21 protein-coding genes are annotated in these 19,497 nt (G+C 64.8%); 14 read left to right on the top strand and 7 right to left on the bottom strand.

The window, feature by feature from the left end:
* Nucleotides 1-3: 3 nt before the first annotated feature.
* The 7 genes from JHL17_RS11290 (at nt 4) to JHL17_RS11320 (ending at nt 5,583) form a co-directional block, all read left to right on the top strand.
* Entirely contained in the window at nt 4-471 is a 468-nt protein-coding gene (locus JHL17_RS11290) for a hypothetical protein (protein WP_200193064.1), read from the top strand.
* A gap of 50 nt (nt 472-521) precedes the next feature.
* Nucleotides 522-734 carry a hypothetical protein gene (locus tag JHL17_RS11295; protein ID WP_200193066.1) on the top strand — a complete coding sequence of 71 codons (213 nt, stop codon included), beginning with the start codon at nt 522-524 and terminating at the stop codon, nt 732-734.
* A 34-nt stretch (nt 735-768) separates the two neighbouring features.
* Entirely contained in the window at nt 769-1,374 is a 606-nt protein-coding gene (locus JHL17_RS11300) for a hypothetical protein (RefSeq protein ID WP_200193068.1), read from the top strand.
* A gap of 14 nt (nt 1,375-1,388) precedes the next feature.
* Nucleotides 1,389-1,685: a hypothetical protein gene (locus JHL17_RS11305; protein WP_200193069.1), complete on the top strand. Its 297-nt coding sequence runs from the start codon at nt 1,389-1,391 to the stop codon at nt 1,683-1,685.
* A gap of 53 nt (nt 1,686-1,738) precedes the next feature.
* Nucleotides 1,739-2,095 carry a hypothetical protein gene (locus JHL17_RS11310; protein WP_200193071.1) on the top strand — a complete coding sequence of 119 codons (357 nt, stop codon included), beginning with the start codon at nt 1,739-1,741 and terminating at the stop codon, nt 2,093-2,095.
* Between the two features lie 323 nt (nt 2,096-2,418).
* On the top strand, nt 2,419-4,299 hold the full coding sequence (locus tag JHL17_RS11315) for a lytic transglycosylase domain-containing protein (RefSeq protein WP_200193073.1): 1,881 nt from the start codon (nt 2,419-2,421) through the stop codon (nt 4,297-4,299).
* Nucleotides 4,300-4,401: 102 nt separating this feature from the next.
* A complete protein-coding gene (locus JHL17_RS11320) occupies nt 4,402-5,583 on the top strand; it encodes a restriction endonuclease (protein WP_200193075.1) in 1,182 nt (393 codons plus the stop codon).
* A 270-nt stretch (nt 5,584-5,853) separates the two neighbouring features.
* Here the strand turns inward: JHL17_RS11320 and JHL17_RS11325 are convergent, their stop codons facing one another.
* Together JHL17_RS11325 and JHL17_RS11330 are read right to left on the bottom strand one after the other, a co-directional pair.
* On the bottom strand, nt 5,854-6,909 hold the full coding sequence (locus JHL17_RS11325) for a restriction endonuclease (protein ID WP_200193077.1): 1,056 nt from the start codon (nt 6,907-6,909) through the stop codon (nt 5,854-5,856).
* 75 nt (nt 6,910-6,984) lie between these two features.
* Complete coding sequence (locus tag JHL17_RS11330; RefSeq protein ID WP_247893454.1) at nt 6,985-7,230, bottom strand: helix-turn-helix domain-containing protein; 246 nt, start codon at nt 7,228-7,230, stop codon at nt 6,985-6,987.
* A 250-nt stretch (nt 7,231-7,480) separates the two neighbouring features.
* Between JHL17_RS11330 and JHL17_RS11335 the strand changes: the two genes are divergently transcribed.
* The gene (locus JHL17_RS11335) at nt 7,481-8,326 is read left to right on the top strand and encodes a transporter substrate-binding domain-containing protein (RefSeq protein WP_200193081.1); all 846 of its coding nucleotides are present in this window, start codon (nt 7,481-7,483) and stop codon (nt 8,324-8,326) included.
* A gap of 102 nt (nt 8,327-8,428) precedes the next feature.
* The gene (locus JHL17_RS11340) at nt 8,429-10,435 is read left to right on the top strand and encodes a hypothetical protein (protein ID WP_200193083.1); all 2,007 of its coding nucleotides are present in this window, start codon (nt 8,429-8,431) and stop codon (nt 10,433-10,435) included.
* Between the two features lie 140 nt (nt 10,436-10,575).
* On the opposite strand, the gene JHL17_RS11345 is transcribed toward JHL17_RS11340, so the two are convergent.
* A complete protein-coding gene (locus tag JHL17_RS11345; RefSeq protein ID WP_200193085.1) occupies nt 10,576-11,646 on the bottom strand; it encodes a hypothetical protein in 1,071 nt (356 codons plus the stop codon).
* 95 nt (nt 11,647-11,741) lie between these two features.
* Here JHL17_RS11345 and JHL17_RS11350 point away from each other — a divergent pair, with 95 nt between their 5' ends.
* Nucleotides 11,742-12,293: a hypothetical protein gene (locus JHL17_RS11350; protein WP_200193088.1), complete on the top strand. Its 552-nt coding sequence runs from the start codon at nt 11,742-11,744 to the stop codon at nt 12,291-12,293.
* Between the two features lie 257 nt (nt 12,294-12,550).
* Here the strand turns inward: JHL17_RS11350 and flgH are convergent, their stop codons facing one another.
* From flgH to flgF, 4 genes are read right to left on the bottom strand one after another with little or no spacing between them, the layout of a single operon-like run.
* Entirely contained in the window at nt 12,551-13,315 is a 765-nt protein-coding gene (flgH, locus tag JHL17_RS11355) for a flagellar basal body L-ring protein FlgH (protein WP_200193090.1), read from the bottom strand.
* Between the two features lie 13 nt (nt 13,316-13,328).
* Nucleotides 13,329-14,102 (bottom strand): flagellar basal body P-ring formation chaperone FlgA, encoded by a 774-nt coding sequence (gene flgA, locus JHL17_RS11360; RefSeq protein WP_200193092.1) that lies wholly within the window; start codon nt 14,100-14,102, stop codon nt 13,329-13,331.
* A 60-nt stretch (nt 14,103-14,162) separates the two neighbouring features.
* Nucleotides 14,163-14,948 (bottom strand): flagellar basal-body rod protein FlgG, encoded by a 786-nt coding sequence (flgG, locus tag JHL17_RS11365; protein ID WP_200193094.1) that lies wholly within the window; start codon nt 14,946-14,948, stop codon nt 14,163-14,165.
* 31 nt (nt 14,949-14,979) lie between these two features.
* Nucleotides 14,980-15,702 carry a flagellar basal-body rod protein FlgF gene (gene flgF / locus JHL17_RS11370; protein ID WP_200193096.1) on the bottom strand — a complete coding sequence of 241 codons (723 nt, stop codon included), beginning with the start codon at nt 15,700-15,702 and terminating at the stop codon, nt 14,980-14,982.
* 516 nt (nt 15,703-16,218) lie between these two features.
* On the opposite strand from flgF, the gene JHL17_RS11375 reads away from it, so the two are divergent.
* From JHL17_RS11375 to JHL17_RS11390, 4 genes are read left to right on the top strand one after another with little or no spacing between them, the layout of a single operon-like run.
* On the top strand, nt 16,219-16,767 hold the full coding sequence (locus JHL17_RS11375) for a flagellar basal body-associated FliL family protein (RefSeq protein ID WP_200193098.1): 549 nt from the start codon (nt 16,219-16,221) through the stop codon (nt 16,765-16,767).
* A 28-nt stretch (nt 16,768-16,795) separates the two neighbouring features.
* A complete protein-coding gene (fliM, locus tag JHL17_RS11380; RefSeq protein ID WP_200193099.1) occupies nt 16,796-17,869 on the top strand; it encodes a flagellar motor switch protein FliM in 1,074 nt (357 codons plus the stop codon).
* The gene (locus JHL17_RS11385) at nt 17,866-18,516 is read left to right on the top strand and encodes a DUF6468 domain-containing protein (protein WP_200193101.1); all 651 of its coding nucleotides are present in this window, start codon (nt 17,866-17,868) and stop codon (nt 18,514-18,516) included. The genes fliM and JHL17_RS11385 overlap by 4 nt, the downstream gene beginning before the upstream one ends.
* The gene (locus JHL17_RS11390) at nt 18,513-19,472 is read left to right on the top strand and encodes a MotE family protein (RefSeq protein WP_200193103.1); all 960 of its coding nucleotides are present in this window, start codon (nt 18,513-18,515) and stop codon (nt 19,470-19,472) included. Before JHL17_RS11385 ends, JHL17_RS11390 begins: the two co-directional genes overlap by 4 nt.
* The last annotated feature ends 25 nt before the right edge of the window (nt 19,473-19,497 follow it).

Raw genomic sequence — 19,497 nt, forward strand, 5'->3', positions numbered from 1 at the left:
GCAATGACCGATCTTCGTGAGGTTGCCGCCGTGCTGGAGCGCATCCCCAACCCTCCGCCGGCCGTCCGGCGCGTGCTGGAGCGCCTGCGCTGCTACGAGCGCGGGGCCTCCAACGGGCTGACCCTGGAACAGGCTTTAGGCCTCGCCCCCGGCCGCGGCGGCGAAGCGTGGTGGACGTTGGAGGAGCGCCAGCGACGTGACGCCGAGCTGGTCGCCATGGCACGAGAGTTCTTCCCGGACATCGGCATCGAGGAGCAGGCCCGGCGCATCGCCGCCGAGGCGCGCCGGTACCAGACCACAGGCTGGCGCTTCGAGCGGGAGAAGCCGTCCGAGGCGCTGCCCGATCCGAAGCGTCGCCGCCTCCATCGCGCGCTGTCCGCCGCGGGCGAGCGGGGCATTCCAGGCCAACGCCAGCTTCAAAACATCCTGGAGAAAAGCGGCATTCAGCCGGAAATGAAATCGCCGTTTTGATTTCACGCCACCGGGCTGAACCTGCGGGAGCCACACGAAGAGGCTCCGCAATGCTGAACCGAATCATTCCGACCATCTCCGACGACCTGACGCTCCGCATCGGTAACCGAAAGGCGCAGCTGACGGCGAAGGACGGCATTCGTCTCGCCGAGGATCTGACCCGCCTGTCGTTCCGCCGCCTGCTGGTCGAAGAGGCGGAGAGCCTGCGCGGGCGCACGGCTGACCAGCCGAAGAGCACCCGGCGTGGCAAGCGGCTGCCGTAGGAAGGCAATGAGCAGAACAAAAGGAAATCAGTGCATGTCCGCGAAGGATCTGGAAAAGGCTCTCGCGCACGCCCGGGCCGCGCTCGTGGAAGCGACGGCGGCCGTCGAGACGCTGCGCCTGAAGTACCGGGTTGCCGAGTCCGGCTTCGCCGCCGCCGAAGAGCGTCGCCGCGACGTCTCGGTGAAGGCGGCATTGGGCGACCAGGGGGCGAGCGAGGAACTGCGAACTGCGACCACCGCCCGTGACGACGCCCGCACGCTGATGGAGGATCTGCAGCTTGCCCTCCAGCAGGCGGAGGCGGCGATCCCGCTGCGGCAGAAGGACGTGACGGCCGCAGTGGCGGCGGTGAACGAGATGCACCTGAAGGAGCTGGCGGCCGTCCGGGTGGAGGCCGCCGAGCGCGTCGAGAAGGCCATGGCGGAAGCGGAGGCCGCGTACTTCGCTTACTACGAGGCTGGAGCCGCGATCATTCGCTCCGGTCTGCCGCTCAACTCCCGCCAAGTCGCGATGGCCGAGGCTGGCGCCTTTCTCGCGATCCCCTTCCGGCTGCGGCAAGACGTGCTCGATAACCGCGGGTTCGCGGGGGAGAAGACGGCGCCGCTGGCCGAGCCACACCGTCAGTTCTGGGGCCTCAATTGAAAGGAGAACGGACCATGTCGACCAAGAAGCCGAGGTTGCCGCCCAGCGCGGCCCAGTTCGCTCATCTCGCGCGTGGCAGCGACCTGCTGCAGCACTGGGGCGGGAGCAACGCCAGCAGGGGCACCAGCGGCGAGGCCGCGGCGATCGCTCGACGGATGAACGCCCTCTACGAAGCTTGCCTGCCGGCCAAAGGCAGCCGCCCGATTCGGAGTGATGAGCAGTCGGTAGCCGAGCCTTCAGGCGCCAGCGCCCGACAGATCGCCCACCGAATGATGAGCGTCTACGACCGCGCCACCGGCACAACGAGATGAGATCGCGCCCCACCGGCACCGTTGGTGGGGCGTCTTCCTTTTGGAGATGGAATTTGGAACTGAATCTGGACATCGAGCATCACGCTCGCACGCAGATCGCGGCTGTCGTTCAGCATGAGAACTGGCGCGAGAACGTGATCGCCTGGCTCGGCGAACTCCGCACAGGGGCCGAGGTGATGGCAGCCTTTCACGATGCGGTCGCTGCCCGAGCCATCGAGATCCTGATGGAGCTGGCGACGGCCGATCCCGAGACGATCCAGGCGAAGTATGCCGATCTCGGACCGGGCGCCCTGCCGGCGAAGCTGCTGACCACGGCGCTGGACATGATGGAGGCCGCCACCGTTGCGCAGACGCATGCGGTGACCGAGAGCGCGGCCCCGGCTCCGGCCGATGCTCAGACGGTCCACTGAGGCCGTGGGGGGCCCGTGGGTACCCCCCACCCGCTTGGGTCCCTCCTGAGGGGTTCGGGACACGCGGGCATTGCGCACCCCGGGCTTTCCCCCTCGCTGAGAAAAAATATCGCGTTACACGCTCCGGCCTGGAGACGAAGCATGAGCAAAAACAACAGCCTGACCTTCCGTGCGTGTAACAGAGCGCGCGCCGAGCGTTACACGCCGATTTCCGCTGGCCCGCGTGGGTGCGCTCGCCCCGCGGCTGGCCCGTTCATCGCCCCCGTGCTCAATCCTGCCGGACGGCGGTTGTCGACCAACTGCAGCTGCTGAAGGGGGACACCATGGGAAATACGTTCCAAATCATCATCGGGGCGAAAGATCAGGCCACGCCCGTCATCGGCAAGGTGCAGTCGCAACTCGGCAAGGTGCCGGGGGTAGTCGACAGCGTCCGCTCCTCCGTCGACCAGCTGGGCGAAAGCAGCGGCTGGACTAAGGTCGGCCGGGGTGTCGCGGAGATCGCCTCTGCGACATCCAACCTTGCGCGCGGCTTTGGGATGGCGAATGGCGCTGGCGGTCTGCTCGGGTTGATGACAGTCGCTGGTCAGGCGGCGCTCGTGGACCGCTGGGGAAAGGTGGGGGTCGCTACCGCCAACGCGGCCGGCGGGATCGGCATCGCCGCTGGCCGGCTGCGCACACTCCAGGGCGCAGCAAAGTTGGCCGGGCTGTCGGCTGACGACATGACGAACAGCATGGCGGGGATGGCAACAACGCTCCAAGACGCGGCGTATGGTCGGAATCGTGAAGCTGCAGCGATGCTCAATGGCTTGGGGATCACCGTCCGACGAGCTGCTAATGGCACGTGGGACCTTGAGCACGCTTTTCGTAGTTTGTCCGCGGTGATCGCTAAGCAGAAAAGCCCGCAGACCCAGGCGCTTATTGCGCAAACGTTCAAGGCTGAGGCTCTGTTGCCAATACTGCGCAAGGGTACCGAGGGTTGGGACGCCTACATCAAAGAAATCGAACGGCTTGGTGCTGTGTCTGAGGAAACGCAACGCAACTCCGAAGAGCTCGGAATCTCGCTGAATAAGCTGCATGTCGCTGTCGACGGCTTTTGGACTGCCCTAGAAGGGCGGATGAACCAGCGTTATGGCGGCGCCATCGACAAGATCACGAACCTCACGGCTGCCAACAAGGAGAACATCGCCAGCTGGGCCGATCTGACCTCTCAGGTGGGCATGGCTTACAGCGCCCTGAGCACCGTCGCGACGCTTGCCGGCGAAGGATCGATCTGGGGCCGCCTCAGCCTTCTGGCCCGGGCCGGGCTGGCTGGCCCGTGGGGGATCATCGCGGCGGGAGGCTACGCTGCCTATTCGACAGCGCCGGAGCAGAACAAGAAGATCGTGATCCGCAAGGAAACCCCGGAGGAGAAGAAGGCGGCGGAGGATTCATGGTGGCCTTCATGGCTGCCCAGCATCGGCTTCAGCTCCAAGAGCCCCGATGCCAGTCCCAGCCAGAACCCCGCCGACAACCAGCCGCCGAGCTGGCGGCCGTCCTGGCTGCCGAACATGGGCATCGTTTGGAAGGGGCAGGGCGCCGTCGACAAGGCTGCGTCGAACAGCGTGACCCCGTCCCCAGGCTTCGGCGCCGGGGTCAGAAAGTGGGACCCGCAGATCGAGGCGATGGCGGCCAAGTATGGCGTGTCGCCGGACTTAGTGCGCCGAATCATGCAGCAGGAATCGGGCGGTCGGACCCACGACAAGAACGGCAACCCACTGACCAGCTCCGCCGGCGCGATCGGGCTGATGCAGGTCATGCCCGGCACCTTCGCCGACATGGCCCGGCGCTATGGCATCAAGGGTAGGATCACCGATCCCGACGCCAACATTGAGGCAGGCGTGGCTTACTTGGCCGAACAAATGAAGCGGTTCGGCAACGAAGCCGCCGCTGCGATGGCCTACAACGCCGGCCCGGAGCGGGCACGGCAGCGGATCGAGGAAGGCAAGCCCCTGCCGTCCGAGACCCAGAACTATGTCGCCTCGATCGCCGCGATGCAGCGCCAGCAGCCCCAGGCGGCGGCCGGCGGCGGCGAGCAGAAGGTGAATGTCACCGTCACGCTTGGCGGCAACGTGCCGGAAGGCACCTCCGCCGCTGCCCAGACCGGCGCCGGCACCGCCGTGCCCACCCGCATCGAATATGCGATGCCCAGCTTTGCGAGGCCCTGACGTCGTCAGGTGGCTGCAGGGAAGGGTGCTCCGCACCCTTCCCTGGCATGGGAGCAGGTGATAGAGGGAAAGGGACAGCGCAAGTTTGGAAGAGTTGCCCCTATGGTCGCGAAGCCCATCCGAACCATCGGCCCCCTTCACCTCGAAGATCTAGAGCCGCACAGGTTCGAAGATCTAGTGCGCCAGCTCCTCTACGATTTTCGGCCTTGGCGTCAGCTCGAGGCTACCGGGCGCGGAGGTGGCGATGAAGGGTTCGATGCGCGGGGCTGGGAAATCGTTCCGGATGCCGCCGAGATTGACCAGCCGGAGGAGGACGGTGAGACATCAGAGCCGTCCTATCAAGATCGCCAGTGGCTTGTTCAATGCAAGCGCGAGAAGGCGATTGGTCCCGGCAAGTTGGTAGGCTACCTCGACGAAGTGCCAGAGGATGAGCGTGGAAACCTGTATGGGATCGTCTTCGCTGCGGCTTGCGACTTTTCCATGCGAGCAAGGACGGCCTTCCGCGAAAAGGTTCGGGAGCTTGGCATTTCGGAGGCTCACCTTTGGGGAAAGGCAGAGCTGGAAGACATGCTGTTCCAGCCCAAAAATGACCATTTGTTGTTTGCCTATACAGGGATCTCACTCCAGGTGAGAAGGCGTAGCGTAAAGACAGAGGTTCGCGCGCGCCTTGCCATGAAACGGAAGGCAACGAGGCATCTTCGGGAGGGGGGCGAAGTGCTAATCCGCGATGCGGAAGATGATCGCTTTCCGTACTTGGACGAGACTCCAGACAACAATAATTCTCGTGGTAACTGGATGGTGAGGCACTTCCAGGGGTGCTTCCATGACGGACTAAGGTTCCAGCATCGTCGGCATTTCGCATTCCTTGATGATGATGGAGTTCATTGGGATTTTGCCGAGTCCATGGATGATGCAGCTGTTGAGGGGTGGCGTAACCCTTGGGCTGAAACCGAAGATGACGATGCCCGTCGTAACGCTCGGCATGAGGCTTTTCATGCTTGGGAAGCTCTCCCTGAAAAGAATAGAGCTTGGTTTGAAGTTCATACGGTCCTGCCGTACGAAAACATCATCGATATTGACGAGTTGGGAGATGATGCATTTCATGGGCCGCAAATTTTCACTACCCAGTTCTATTTGAATAGTTCGGGACCGTTTCTGAGAAAATCGTTCATATCGCTGCATACTCTGGAGGGGCGTTGGCATTCACAGATGGATAGCCTTGGGCACGAGAATCGGGTTGAGGTTTTCTCCCGAGATCCACGCAAGAAGCAGTTCAAGGCGTGAAAGAGGTGCCGGCACCTCTGCCGATCTGTCCATGATGTCGCCGAACGCTTTCTCGATCCTGCCGGTGATGATGAACCCGCTGACCAGCGACGTGCAGACGCGGTGATGAAGTGGGGGAGGGCACGCGGTGCCCTCTCCGCCACCATCTGAGTTCACGCCTGCTTTATGGTGCGTTCGTCGAGCTCAAAGCAATGGGATTCGAGCCTAAATCAAAGATTGGCAGCAGCCGAGTTTATGTGTCATCAATGCTCTTTGTTCCTATCAGATTTGTCAAAGAGTATGTCCAAGTCTGTAATGCTCGCCTAGACGCCACTGGAGTCTCGTCAGTACATCTTGGTCAGCTACCTCGCGGTATCCTACCGCATTCTCTCGCAGCATCGTAAATTGACATTGGAAAAATCTTCCATGCTGGTAACTCTCAATCATAAACATATTTATCAAATCGCCGTCTATACCGACACAATAATAGTATCCTAGGTTTCTCAAAAAATAGTATTTTCCAACGGCTATATTATCCCCTTCTGTTTCAACTTTGCTTTTGTTTATATATCTTTTTGTTCCATCAACTTCATTTTTTATCTGAAGCGGCGTTTCATAAATAGCGGGATCTGTGCCAATGTGATCTTTTATCCTTCTGCCAATTCTGTTCATCATCTTCCAGGATATCTTCGACACCTGAAAAGAATCTTTATTCTCCATAGGCGGGAAGACTATCGTTCCGGGTGGATCGAAATCAACAGCGAATGGTACTTCGGTATCGTTGGGAACCCCGTCCATTTTTCTCTGATACATTCTCGTCAGGTTAGAAATCGTGACATTTCCTAATGGGTGTTCAATGGTAGAGTTTTCAACATAATACTTCAGACGCATTGGTTCGTCATTTAGTTCAAAGGATGTTCCGTCCGTTTTATGAATACAAAATCCGTATTTATTCACCATTCCAATTTGATCTGGTTCTAAAAGGTCTTCTGGAATAGTATCGTGGTCCAATACAGAGTAAAGGTGAACTCCATGTTTCTTGGCAACTTCAACAGCACCAGATTGGAATCCTCTTGCGCTGAACATAACTGCCTTATCAGCATTCACGTCACGATATTTCGTGATTAGCGCCTCCACTTTTTCTGCCTTCACAGGCGTCGAATAGTTTTTACACTCGACAACGGTTAGATAAGAATATGAACCGGTTTTAAATCTAACCGTCACGTCAAACTGACGGCCATTGATTTTGTCGTTCCACTTAACCTCAGCGCCTTCCATTTCGACGCGATGGATAGCAGCAACCAACTGTTCAAACTTTTCCCAAGTCTTTTTCGGCTTGTTGTTCATTCGGTTGTTCCCTCAAATTGAATATAGAATTATTTAGATCGTGACCATTGCGACCATTTATGCATAGCCGATTATCTAATTCTCTTCGGAGGTGGGGCTTAGTTGACGCAGCCGCACGCCCGGCGCTCCATGGTTCAGCAGCTCCAAGCCGGCATCCATCAGCGCGCGCTCGACTTTCCGTAGCGTCTCCGCATTTGCCTTGATCGGCCCGTCCCCGGCTTCCATCCGCCGGATTGTGTTAATCGCCACTCCGGCGGCATCGGCGAGTTGCTGTTGCTCCCAGCCGATCAATGCTCGCGCCGCCTTCATCTGGCGGCTCAATGTGAGCGACATTCCTGTGCCTCAGAAATTGGTTATGAAAACCCACTTTTGGGTTGCGCAAACTCTTTAGATAGGGTTATGGTAACCCATTAGAGAGTTACGGCAACCGATAAATGCTGACGCGGCGCGATGATCCGCGGCGCTCTACTCGATTACGCGAGCTGTTTCGCTCTTGCCATACCGACGAAGCGTTTGCCCGAGCAACGTGCCATCCGGCGCGAACGCCCTCTTCTTGCCTGGAGGATCCTGCATGAGCCGCCTTGCCCTGTTCGCCACCGCCACCGCGGTCGCTGCCACTATCGCCGCTGGCGCCGCCTCCTTCGCCAGTCCGCAGCCGGAGCCTGCCCCGGTGTTGCGCATCGCCACCGAAGGCGCCTTCGCCCCGTGGAACGCCACCGCCGCTGACGGCAAGCTGGTCGGCTTCGAGATCGACCTCGCCAACGACCTGTGCCGCCGGATGCAGGTCCGGTGCAACGTCGTCGCCCAGGACTGGACTGGCATCCTGCCCGGCCTGCAGCAGGGTCAATACGACGCCGTGATGGCGGGCGTCACCGCCACCGCCGAGCGGGCCGCCGTGGTCGACTTCAGCGCCGCCTATGCCGCCGATCCGGCGGTATTCGCCGTGCGGCCGGGCTCCGAGCTGGCCAGCGCCCTGCCGGACGTGGAGCGGGCCGATCTCTCCACCGCGGCCGGTCAGCGCGTCGCCAGCAGCGCCGCCCGGGCGCTGGACGGGAAGGTGATCGCCGTGCAGGCCTCGACCAACCATGCCCACATGATGGAGGCGCTGTTCCCCCGCGTCCGGCTGCGCTTCTATGAGACGGTCGACGCCGCCGCCCTGGACCTCTCCGCTGGCCGCGTCGATGCAATGCTGACGGCCCGGACGTCGGTGGAGGCCCTGCGCGCCGCCGGCGGGAGCCTGATCCCGGCCGGTCCGGCCTTCAGCGGCGGCGTGCTGGGCGGCGGTGTGGCTGTTGCTGTGCGGAAGGGCGACCAGCTGTCCGCCCGCTTCACCCAGGCTATCGCCAGCGCCGCAGAGGACGGCACCACCGCGCGCCTGTCCGGCCGTTGGTTCGGTACCGACCTGTCGGCCCGCTGACCGCCAGAACGACGAACGCCCGACCGCAGCAACGGCCGGGCGCCCGGTATCGGCGCCGCAGCAACAGCGCCGACTATTGACCCCCATGGAAACCGCTAAACCATGAAGATCGATCCCGAACATAGCCGCGTCGACGCCGCGCGCAAGCCTCAGGACCTGCGCACCATGCTGCTGGGCAGCACCACCATTCCGGCGCTAGGCATGACCATTGCCGAGGCCAGTCAGAAGACGGCCGATCTGCTGGCGGAGAATGACGGACCCGGCGCGTTGACCGACGAGCAGGCGGACGTTCTCGCCGCCCAATGGAGCGCGTTGGAGAACGCTGTTACCGGCGCGATGCCGCACACGATCCTGGATGCCGCGTCGATCCTTGACCGCATCTTTCCAGACGATGCCACCCACATTCCCCAGCGCGATATCCCCGCTCTGCGCCGAGTCGCGACCTTCCTGCATCAGGTGGTGGAAACGGCCCGAAGCGCGTCCCCGGACGAGACCAGCATCATCCCCAGCATCGGCATGACGTTCCGGCAGGCTGCCGATCGCGTGCGCGAACTGCTGAAACGAGGAAGCACCGAACTCAAGGACGATCCAGAGGACGCCGCCGAGTTGGAGCGCGTTGAGGCGGAGCGGTTTTCTGATGCTGGAGAATGGTCTCGCATCGAGAGGGCCATGCTGGCCACCCCTACGCAGACCGTGGGTGACCTCCTCGCCAAGGTCGAGCGGCTTGCGTGTCCCGAACTCGGCATCTGCCATCTGGTGTTTCCAGATGAGGAAATCGCTCTGCTGGAAGAGGACGTGCAGCGATTGCGACAGCTGTGGAGCGGGATGGTGCTATCTGCACCGGCGGACGGAAGGCACCCGGACACCGCCCTCCTTGCACTTGGCCGGCACCGTGCCGAGCTGATTCAGCGCATCGATCAGCCCGCCCGCTCGGGTCATGAAGCGGCCCCCCTCCTGATCGAGTGGAAGGAGGTCGATCACCTGATCATGGAGCTCACCCCCAAGACCGGGGCGGGCTTGGCGGTCCAGTTGGCCGTGATCTGGAGGCTGCTCGACGCCGAGCCGGGCGAAGAGGACGGCCCGACGGCAGACAGCACGCTTGATCGGGTGTGGCTGTGGACTGCCATGCAGAACGCTCAGCGCATCGGCTTGCCAGATGAAGAGGAGACGACACAGGACGCACTCACCATCCTCTACGGGCAGTGGGTGACGGTTCGGGCCCGCTTTCTCTCCGATGATCTGTCCGACGAGGAGAGCGACGTTCTAGAGGCGGAACTCGACCAGATCGAAGACCGGCTGGCATCGGCACCGGTGCGCTGCGTTGCCGACGCCATCGCGATGCTGGGGTATTTCCTGACTGCGTCGAATGCAATGCTCGACGACGGGATCCTGCCGAGCATCGATGCGGACGGCTCCACCGCGTGGCAGCGCCTCCTGTTCGTGGTCGAAGACGCGGCGGAGCTGCTGGCGGTTGATTCGCAGGTGCCCTTCAGGGCGATGGTGGCGGGGCTGCGGCACCTGATGCAGCGGCATGTGAAGCTGGAGGAAGAATCCGATAAGCAGCCCGGCGGCCGTCACGACATCGACCTGTTCAATGCCTATGACGCGCTGTTGAAGGCAATGAGAGCCGAAAGCGCTCTCCCCGATAGCGCATCGGATGAAGAGCGTGAGCCGCACGAACAGGCAATGGAAGCCGCAGCGGATCACCTTGTGACCCTTGCGCCTGCGACACCCCGCGGCGCCGCCATCCTGCTTCGTTACCTGTTCTTGCGAACCTGCAGCACGATCGAGGCGGAGAGGGCCTTTCTCCGCGGAGATGAACCGAACGAAGAAGGCCTCACCGACTACCAGTCCCTGATTCTGTGGCGGACGGTCAAGATGCTGGAGGCGTTGCCAGCCGCTGCCAACGATCAGCACCAGGAACCGGACGCCTTCGCCGACACGGTCGCCGCCTTCGAGGCCGAGGCGCCCGCCACACTGGCCTTGCCGCAGGAGCCGACCGGCCGCATGGTCGACGCCGGTGCCAGCGCCGCCGGCATCACCCCGGCGCAGTTCCAGGCGGCTTATGCCGCCGCGGTGGAGGCCCTGAAGCTGGAGCGCGCCGCATGACCATCCTCGCCTTCCCCACTCAGGACCGGGGCGCCCTGCGCCCCGCCGTCCGGCCGGAGACCACCATCGTCCGGCTGACGCTGGCCGAGGCGACGGACTGGCAGCGCACCATTGTGGCAGAGTGCCGGCGCCAGCGCGTGCTAACCCCATCGTTGCCCGCCTTTCTGAAGCGCGCCGGCTTGATGGATCGCTGCACCTTCCTGTCCAGCACCGGGCCAGCCGAGCCGCTGTGCTTCCGACACCTGGGGGTGCCGACGCTGTCGGTCCTGGGGCGCGCCTGGGGCCGGGCCGTCATCAACCAGCCCGACGAAGCGGATCCGCATGTCGAATTCGCGCACAGCGTCGGGGCGCAGTATGCCGAGAGCATCGGCGCCGGCGAAGCCGTCTTCAACCGCGTGACCGTCTCGGGCGTCGGCCAGCCCTTCGTCTACACCCACGCGCTTTATGGGTGGGAGGATCGCGGTCGCCGCGCCGTCCTGTCCGCCGTCGACGTCCAGACCCTGCATTGACCACGCCCGCGCCGCGTCCTGCAGATCGAGCAGCACCGCCGGCCGGCTCCACCGCATGAAATGGAGCGGCAGCCGCCCGACGCCCGTCTGCTGGTAGAGCACCGCAGACAGGGGCTCCAGCAGCGCCCGGCCGGCACAGCGACAGGTCCATACCGGCACCGTCTCCGGATCGACCAGCCCGACCACCCAGCGCGGCAACCAGCGGTCCAGCGCCACCAGACGCGCCACGGCGCCCAGCAGGTGGAACAGCCCGCGCCCGCGCCAGTCCGACCGGTTCCAGCCCGCGACGATCCAGGCCACCGCCCCGCGCGTCTCGTGCGCCGCCGGCGAGGCGCAGAACCCGAACTCTTCCGACGGAGCAGCACCAGGATCATGGAACGCCGTCAGGTCCCCGACCCGCGCGCCAAAGCTGGCGGTCGAGCAGTCGAGCAGCACCACGCCATGGGTGGCGACGAACTCGCCCTCGGCATCGACCGCGGCCACCCAGAAGCACGGCGCCGCCGCCGGCCGGGGGAGGAGCGGGAACCAGTCACCGCGGTGCTGGGCGTTCAGCCGCTCCAGCGCTTCCCATTCCTCGACCAGCACCAGCGTGACGCCGGCCGCCAGCCCGGCCGTGCACAGGGCATCGCGCGCCGCGCGCAGCACCGGCCCGCGCGGGCTCCCTTGCAGGGGAATCGTCTCCACCAACCGCCGTTCGGCCATACCTGTCCCTCGCTCTCGAAGCATTCGGATGCGAAGGAGTCACACCATGGCAACCGGTCGTCCGTCCCACGGTCCCACGATGGGAGGCGGTTCCCATGACGGCGCGAGCGGCATGGCGCCGGTGGAGCGCGGTGCGGATCGAACTGGCCGAGCTGCTGACGCGGGAACAACTGGCCAGCATTGGCCGGCCCGTGGTGATCGGGAGGATGCGCTACAGCAGCCCGGCCGAGTTGGAGACGCTACAGGCGCCCGGATGGACGGCCATCAGCCTTGAGGCCGCCCAGCGGTTCCAGGCGATGGTCAACGCCAAGGCAACTCGGTTGAGAGGTGGAAAACCCGGACGGGAGATGTCCGGTACCGCGCCTTGGCGTGTCCGCCGGCTGGAGCAAGAGGCGCGGCGGCTCGCCGCCGAGATCCGGGCTCGGCCTGTCACCGGCGCCGCCGATGTCCTGGCGCGCCTTGATGTCATCGCCGCCATGTGGGGGCCGGACGGGACGATCACCGAGCCCGGCGCGCCACTGGCCGAGGTGCTGGCGCTGCTGGATGAACTGAGCCGCAGCGTGCCGGGCTTTACGGCGACCTGGAGGCGGTGCCGCCGAGCGGGCGAAGCGGCCGAGGCGAAAACCGGAAGCGCTGCGACCGGCTGATCCTTCCGGCTGGTCTATGCGGCAGAATTGGCACGGCAGAACCAGCCGAGAGGCAGCATTTTCCCATGCGAACACGAGGCGAACAGAGGTGCAGCCCGTGTTGCAGCAGTGTTGCATGGAATTTTCGGGAACGGCCGGAAAATGGCGGATCTACTCGGTTTTCCGACGAAACAACGTGCAACACGGCCATAGGGGGATTTCTCCCCCTATGTCCTTGATATTGCTGCAATTTCTGTTGTTCAGTTCGCGAAACGTCCTCAGAACGGCATGATGATGTCGTACAGCTGCTGGCCGTAGCGCGGCTGCTGGACGTCGGTGATCTGGCCGCGGCCGCCGTAGGAGATGCGGGCTTCGGCGATCTTCTCGTAGCTGATGGTGTTCTGCGCCGTGATGTCCTCGGGGCGGATCACGCCGTGGATTTGCAGGTCGCGCAGTTCGTAATTGACCCGGACCTCCTGGCGGCCCTGGACTACCAGATTGCCGTTGGGCAGGGTCTGGGTCACCAGCGCCGCCACCTTCAGCTCGATCTTCTCGTTGCGGTCGACCGACCCCTTGCCGTCGTTGTTGGTGTCGCTCGACAGATCCACCAGGCTGGCGGCCGAGGCGCCGGCCGGCAGGACGCGGCTCAGCGTGCCGGCTTCCAGGCCGAACAGGCTCGGCATGCCGGCCTTCTCCGTGTTGGCGCGCGACCGCTTGCTTTCGTTCGACAGCTTGGCCTGGTCGGCGATGGAGATGTTGATGGTCAGGATGTCGCCGACCTTGGCCGCGCGCTGGTCCTTGAAGAAGGCCTTGGCCCCGGTCCGCCACAGTGAGTTCGGGTTGCGCTCGGTCGGCAGCGGCGTCGGCATCGGCAGGCTGATCGGCTGGTAGCCGGGCTTGGCCTGCGGGTCCTGGATGCTGCTCATCTCCGGCGCCTTGCCGATGTCGGCGATGCGTGAGGCGGCGCCGCAGGCGGTCAGCGAGGTGGCGGCAGCGGCGATCATCGCGAAGCGGATCAGGCGGACGGTCTTGGTGGCGGACATTGGAGCTTTCTCCTCACTGCGCGATGATGCCGGGCTTTGCCACGGCGACGACGTTGGGGCCTGCGACCGTCGCTTCGACGATGCGGTTGGACTGGGTGTTCACGACGCGGATGACCTCGCCCCTGCCGCCGTCCTGCAGGGCCTTGCCCTGGGTGGTCAGCGTCATCGACTGCGTGGTCAGGGTGATGGTGACCATGGCGCCCTTGTCGACCATGCGCGGCGATTGGAGGTCGCGCAGGCGGACGGGCTGGTTGGTCGACACGCCGCGCTTCGGCGTCATGCCGATCAGCTGGGCGTCGGTGGCGGCGGTGTCGCTGGTGGTCTGGTCGGCGCGCACGTCCTGCCAGTCGACGTCGCCCGGGCCGATGACGTCGCCGGGGATGATGCGACGCGACAGCACCGGGATCTGCACCACGCCGAAGGCGCGGCCGGACACCGGCAGGCGGACCTGGCTGCCGGTCACCACGATCTCGGCGGCGAAGCGTCCCTGGATCGGGCTGTAATAGAGGTTCTCCACCGCCAGCCCGCCGGCGCCCTGCGGCGCGCGCAGCTCGACCGCGCGGTTGTCCAGCTCCATCTGCAGCCGGCCGGCGGTGATGACCCGCGACAGCGCGTCCGACAGCACCGCTTCGACATGGGGCATGCCGTAGACGACGTCGGGCGCCGGAGCCGACACGGTCGCAGCCGCGACCGCGGCCGAGGCTGCCTGACCCGTGACCGGAACGGCCAGCAGGGCGGCGCCGAGGAGCAGGGCGGGCAGGCGGCGGGTGGCGGTGTGGCGGATCATGGCGGTGGTTCCCGATATGAGGGCTGAAGCGAGGCGCCGGCAGCGTTACGGCCGGCGGCGTTACTTCATCTGGCTGGCCTGCTGCATCATCTCGTCGGTGGTCTTGATCACCTTGGAGTTCATCTCGTAGGCGCGCTGGGCGGTGATCAGGGTGGTGATCTCCTGCACGACGTTGACGTTCGAGGTCTCCAGCGCGCCCTGGGTGACGCGGCCGAAGCCGGGAGCGCCGGGATTGCCGGTCACCGACTGGCCGGACGCGCCGGATTCCAGGAACAGGTTGTCGCCGGTGGCTTCCAGCCCGGCGGCGTTGGCGAAGGTGGCGAGCTGGATCTGGCCGACATTCTGGGTGGCGGTCTGGCCGTCCAGCTTGATCAGCACCTCGCCCGACGAGTTGATGGAGACGTCCACCGCATTGGACGGGATGGTGATGTTCGGCTGGATCGGATAGCCGTCGGCGGTGACCATCATGCCTTCCGGCGACAGCTTGAAGTTGCCGGCGCGGGTGTAGGCGGTGTCGCCGCTGGGCAGCGTCACCTGGAAGTAGCCCGACCCGTTGATCGCCACGTCCAGCTTGTTGTCGGTGATGTTCAGGTTGCCCTGTTCCAGCACGCGGGCCACCGCGGCGACGCGCACGCCGGCACCCACCTGCACGCCGGTCGGTACCACGGTGCCGGCATCCGACGAGGTCGAGCCGATGCGGCGGAAATTCTGGTACAGCAGGTCCTGGAATTCCGCCCGCTGCTTCTTGTAGCCGGTGGTGGTCGAGTTGGCGATGTTGTTGGAGATCGTCTCGACGTTGAGCTGCTGGGCGATCATGCCGGTGGCGCCGATGGCGAGGCTGCGCATTGTGGTCTTCTCCTCTCGTCGTCGGTCTGGATCAGGCGGTACGGCCCAGACGCTGGATCATCGTGCGGATGCGTTCGTGCTCGTTCTCGATCATCCGCTGGGCGGACATGTACTGACGCTGGATGTCGATCATCTGCGTCATCTCGACGACGGGCTTCACGTTGGAACCCTCAAGCAAGCCTTGTGCCACTTTCGTCTCGACCGGCGCCGGCTCCGGCTGCTCGTCGGTGACGTACAGGCCGTTGCCGACCTCGGTCATCAGCTGCTCGTTCTTGAAGGTCACGACGTTCAGCTTGGCGACCGGGCCCAGCTCGGTGGCGACGGTGCCGTCGCCGCTGACCTTCACGTCGCTGGTGCCGGCCGGGATGGTGATGGGCTGGCCGCTGTTGGACAGCACCGGCAGGCCGCCGGCATCCACCAACTGGCGCTGGTCGTTCAGGCGGAAATTGCCGGCGCGGGTGTAGCGCGGGCCGCTGGCGGTATCGACGGTGAAGTAACCCTGGCCGGTCAGCGCCAGATCCAGCGGGTTGCCGGTCTGGGTCATGGCGCCGTTGGACAGGTCGCGCACCACCGCACGGTCCTGGACGAAGCTGACCTTCTCGTGCAGGCCGGGCTTTTCCAGGAACTCGGTGAACAGCGTCCGCTGGTTCTTGTAGCCGGTCGTATTCATGTTCGCGATGTTGTTCGACGTCACGTCCAGCTGGCGTTGCAGCGCCATCTGGCGCGACAGGGCGACGTAGATCGAATTTTCCATCTTGCGGCCTCTTTACCTTGCGAACGGATCGGGCGACAGCGTCCGACCGGCGAAAGGGGTATTGCAGGCGGCGTGCCAAGCATCCCGGGGCGCGGGATTCCGCCGTTTCCAGGCAAGGCGGGAGCGCTCCCGCCGGGTGGGGCAGGGGGTGCCGGGCAGAATCTGCCGGGAGGCGGGCCATCCTTGCCGGGTACCACCGGGCAAGACTCTCCCGTTCCCGCCGCACAAGGGGTGGGGCGGGGCGATGGGCTGCGGCCCGCCATTCCCAAGTGGGAAAGCGGGCGGCCGAGGGTGGAGTCCGGGCGTGAAGGCGCTTGGAGCGACCTGCCGGCGCGGACTGCCGGGCAGACCCAATCAAGAACCGTGCCGAATTGGTGACAGAGGGGTGAAACCTGCCCGTTCGGGGCGGTCCGTTCCCCACTCGAAAGGAGTTATTAACTATCCCAAAAGTAGTTTCGACAAGGTCAGGCGGTGGATGCCTGAGCCGTTGCGCACCTCGAACGATCCCAGGATGTCATGGCTGCCGAAACCGACGCCGGTGAACTGACCGACGGCCTGCCCCGGAAGAAATTCAGCGGCAAGAAGCTGGTCCTGTTCGTCGTTCTGCCCCTGGTCCTGCTGATCGGTGCGGGTGCCGGCGTCTATTTCTCCGGCCTGCTCGACGGGCTTCTTGGGAAGGAGAAACCGGCGGAGGGGGAGCAGGCGGCTGCCGAGGGTGAGCATGGCGCCGAGGCCGGCAAGGGCGACGCCGCGCACGCGGCACCGATCTTCTACGACCTGCCGGACATGCTGGTGAACCTGAACACCGGCAACAAGCGTCCGGCCTTCCTGAAGATCAAGATCTCCATCCAGCTGTCGAAGCCGGAGGACGTCGGTGCGGTGGAGCATGTGCTGCCGCGCATCATCGACAATTTCCAGGTCTATCTGCGCGAGCTGCGGCTGGAGGACCTGAGGGGGTCGGCCGGCATGTACCGGCTGCGCCAGGAACTGCTTCTGCGCATCACCGCCGCCGCGTTCCCGGTGAAGGTGAAGGACGTGCTGTTCAAGGAAATGCTGGTCCAGTGAGGGCCCGGTCAGGTGGGGATGGGGGCCGATGAGCGACACCGGTGAACTGAGCGAAGAAGAACGGCTTGCCGCCGAATGGGCGGCATTGGCCGAGGACAGCGGCGATGTCGGCGACATGGGCGGCGGCGGATCGACGCGCGTCCTGAACCAGGACGAGATCGACAGCCTGCTGGGCTTCGACCAGAGTGGCGCCGGCGACGGCGACAACTCCGGCATCATGGCGCTGGTCAACTCGGCGCTGGTCAACTACGAACGCCTGCCCATGCTGGAGGTGGTGTTCGACCGCCTCGTCCGCATGATGTCCACCTCGCTCCGAAACTTCACCTCCGACAATGTCGAGGTCAGCCTCGACCAGATTTCCTCGGTCCGTTTCGGCGACTACCTGAACTCCATCCCGCTGCCGGCGATGCTGTCGGTCTTCAAGGCGGAGGAATGGGACAATTACGGCCTGATGGTCGTCGACTCCGCGCTGATCTACTCCATCGTCGACGTGCTGCTCGGCGGCCGGCGCGGCACGGCGGCGATGCGCATCGAAGGCCGCCCCTACACCACCATCGAGCGCAACCTCGTGGAACGCATGGTCCATGTGGTGCTGTCCGACCTGTCCGCCGCCTTCGACCCGCTGTCGCCCGTCACCTTCCGCTTCGACCGGCTGGAGACCAACCCGCGCTTCGCCACCATCGCGCGGCCCGCCAACGCGGCGGTGCTGGTCAAGCTGCGCATCGACATGGAGGATCGCGGCGGCCGGCTGGAGCTGATGATCCCCTACGCGACGCTGGAGCCGGTGCGTGAGCTGCTGCTCCAGATGTTCATGGGCGAGAAGTTCGGCCGTGACTCGATCTGGGAAACCCACCTGGCCTCGGAGCTGATGGTGACGGACGTCGACCTGTCCGCCGTTCTGGACGAGGTGACGATGACCCTGCACGACGTGCTGAACTGGCGCGTCGGCACCCGCATCCTGCTGAACGCCACCCCCGACGGCGCGATCGAGCTGCGCTGCGGCGACGTGTCGATGTTCCAGGGGCGGATGGGGCGCAAGGGCGGGCACATCGCCGTCCGCCTGGAAAAGGAACTGCCCAAGCAGGAGGTCATGAGGCTATGAGTCCGCTGGTCTCCATCATCATCGACGTCGTCATGGTCGGCCTGTTGGCCGCGACCATCGCCTACGCGATCATCCTGAACAAGCAGATCATCAAGCTGCGCGAGAGCCGCGGCGAGATGGCCGAATTGATCCAGGGGCTGAACGAGGCGATGGGACGGGCCGACAGCGGCGTCCGCACGCTGAAGAAGGCGGCCGGCGATACCGGCGAGGATCTTCAACGCACGGTGATCAAGGCGCAGGCCCTGCGCGACGAGCTGCAATTCATGATCGAGGCGGGCGACACGCTGGCCAACCGGCTGGGCGGCGTCGGCGACCGCGATGGCGGCCGGCGCGACGGCGGTCGGGACGGCGGCAACCGGTCGGTCGCGGTGGCGCCGGTGCTGGCAGCGCGCAACCCGGTAAAGACGCCGCTGGTGGCACCACGCCCGGCGCTGCGCAGCCTGCCGGTCGAGGACGAGCATGACCATGACCATGACGACCACGCCCCGCCGCCGGCCCGGTTGGACGCGCCGCCGCGCCGGGCCGCCGTGCGTCCCGAACCGGCTGCCGAAACGCGCGATCTCATCACCCGCGACGGCGAAAGCCTGTCCAGGGCCGAACGTGAACTGCTGCAGGCGATCGAGAATGCCGGCAAGGGGCTTGGATGACCATGCGCACCAGTGACGGCAAGCCCGCGTCTGCGGGCGGCGAACCCAAGGTCGTGATCCGGCCGGCCGGCGCCGCTCCGACCGGAGTCCGCACCTCTCCGACGCTGGCCGCCCAGCAGGCGCAACTGCCGGCGGTGCGTCCCGCCGCCGGCAAGGTTCCGGCGAAGAAGGGCAAGGCGAAGGCCAAGCTCCGCAAGCCGGCGACGCCGCGCGTGCCCTTGACCGAGCGGCTTCGCGCACGGTTTCGCGGTTTCCGCTTCCGCCTGCTGCCGCTGACCATCTTCGTCGCGGTGATGATGCTGGGGGTGCGGGTCGGCGATCTGTGGCGGCTCGCCACCCATGATGCCCGCCTGCCGGATTTCCCGGTCAGCCTCGCCCAGGGTCCGCAAAGCTCCACCCCGGCCACGGCACCCAGCCAGACCCCGTCGGCGACCACCAAGCCGGCCGGCAAGGATGCGCCTCCGGCTCCCGGCGGGTCGAGCGGCCCGACGAACGCTCCGGTCGCCAATGCGCCGCCGGCGCCGCTCGGCCCCATCGACAACCAGGAACTTCTGCAGCATTTCGCCGAGCGCCGCGCCGAGATCGAGCGCCGCACCAAGGAGATGGAGCAGCGCGAGGCCCTGCTGGCCGCCGCCGAGAAGCGGATCGACCAGAAGGTGGCGGAGATGGAGAAGACCCGCTCCGACATCCAGAAGCTGATGGCCCAGGGCGACGAGAAGCAGTCGGCCCAGCTGGAAAGCCTGGTGAAGATCTACGAGACGATGAAGCCCAAGGAAGCGGCCCGCATCTTCGAGGAACTCGACATGCCGGTGCTGCTGGGCGTCATCCAGAAGATGAAGGAACAGAAGACCGCGCCGATCCTGGCCGCCATGGACCCGGTGAAGGCCAAGGAGGTCACCTCGGCCCTGGTCGAACGCCGCGTGCCGCTGACGGCGACGGTCACGGCGCCGAAGTAATTGCCCCCACCCTAACCCTCCCCCG

The sequence above is a fragment of the Azospirillum endophyticum genome (genome assembly GCF_016595245.1).
Lineage (GTDB): Bacteria > Pseudomonadota > Alphaproteobacteria > Azospirillales > Azospirillaceae > Azospirillum > Azospirillum endophyticum.

Bases quoted from the DNA above. Each gene is read 5' to 3' on its own strand.
- JHL17_RS11290 (WP_200193064.1), top strand. From the start codon at position 4: ATGACCGATCTTCGTGAGGTTGCCGCCGTGCTGGAGCGCATCCCCAAC.
- JHL17_RS11295 (WP_200193066.1), top strand. From the start codon at position 522: ATGCTGAACCGAATCATTCCGACCATCTCCGACGACCTGACGCTCCGC.
- JHL17_RS11300 (WP_200193068.1), top strand. From the start codon at position 769: ATGTCCGCGAAGGATCTGGAAAAGGCTCTCGCGCACGCCCGGGCCGCG.
- JHL17_RS11305 (WP_200193069.1), top strand. From the start codon at position 1,389: ATGTCGACCAAGAAGCCGAGGTTGCCGCCCAGCGCGGCCCAGTTCGCT.
- JHL17_RS11315 (WP_200193073.1), top strand. From the start codon at position 2,419: ATGGGAAATACGTTCCAAATCATCATCGGGGCGAAAGATCAGGCCACG.
- JHL17_RS11320 (WP_200193075.1), top strand. From the start codon at position 4,402: ATGGTCGCGAAGCCCATCCGAACCATCGGCCCCCTTCACCTCGAAGAT.
- JHL17_RS11325 (WP_200193077.1), bottom strand. From the start codon at position 6,909: ATGAACAACAAGCCGAAAAAGACTTGGGAAAAGTTTGAACAGTTGGTT.
- JHL17_RS11335 (WP_200193081.1), top strand. From the start codon at position 7,481: ATGAGCCGCCTTGCCCTGTTCGCCACCGCCACCGCGGTCGCTGCCACT.
- JHL17_RS11340 (WP_200193083.1), top strand. From the start codon at position 8,429: ATGAAGATCGATCCCGAACATAGCCGCGTCGACGCCGCGCGCAAGCCT.
- JHL17_RS11345 (WP_200193085.1), bottom strand. From the start codon at position 11,646: ATGGCCGAACGGCGGTTGGTGGAGACGATTCCCCTGCAAGGGAGCCCG.
- JHL17_RS11350 (WP_200193088.1), top strand. From the start codon at position 11,742: ATGACGGCGCGAGCGGCATGGCGCCGGTGGAGCGCGGTGCGGATCGAA.
- flgH (WP_200193090.1), bottom strand. From the start codon at position 13,315: ATGTCCGCCACCAAGACCGTCCGCCTGATCCGCTTCGCGATGATCGCC.
- flgA (WP_200193092.1), bottom strand. From the start codon at position 14,102: ATGATCCGCCACACCGCCACCCGCCGCCTGCCCGCCCTGCTCCTCGGC.
- flgG (WP_200193094.1), bottom strand. From the start codon at position 14,948: ATGCGCAGCCTCGCCATCGGCGCCACCGGCATGATCGCCCAGCAGCTC.
- flgF (WP_200193096.1), bottom strand. From the start codon at position 15,702: ATGGAAAATTCGATCTACGTCGCCCTGTCGCGCCAGATGGCGCTGCAA.
- JHL17_RS11375 (WP_200193098.1), top strand. From the start codon at position 16,219: ATGGCTGCCGAAACCGACGCCGGTGAACTGACCGACGGCCTGCCCCGG.
- fliM (WP_200193099.1), top strand. From the start codon at position 16,796: ATGAGCGACACCGGTGAACTGAGCGAAGAAGAACGGCTTGCCGCCGAA.
- JHL17_RS11385 (WP_200193101.1), top strand. From the start codon at position 17,866: ATGAGTCCGCTGGTCTCCATCATCATCGACGTCGTCATGGTCGGCCTG.
- JHL17_RS11390 (WP_200193103.1), top strand. From the start codon at position 18,513: ATGACCATGCGCACCAGTGACGGCAAGCCCGCGTCTGCGGGCGGCGAA.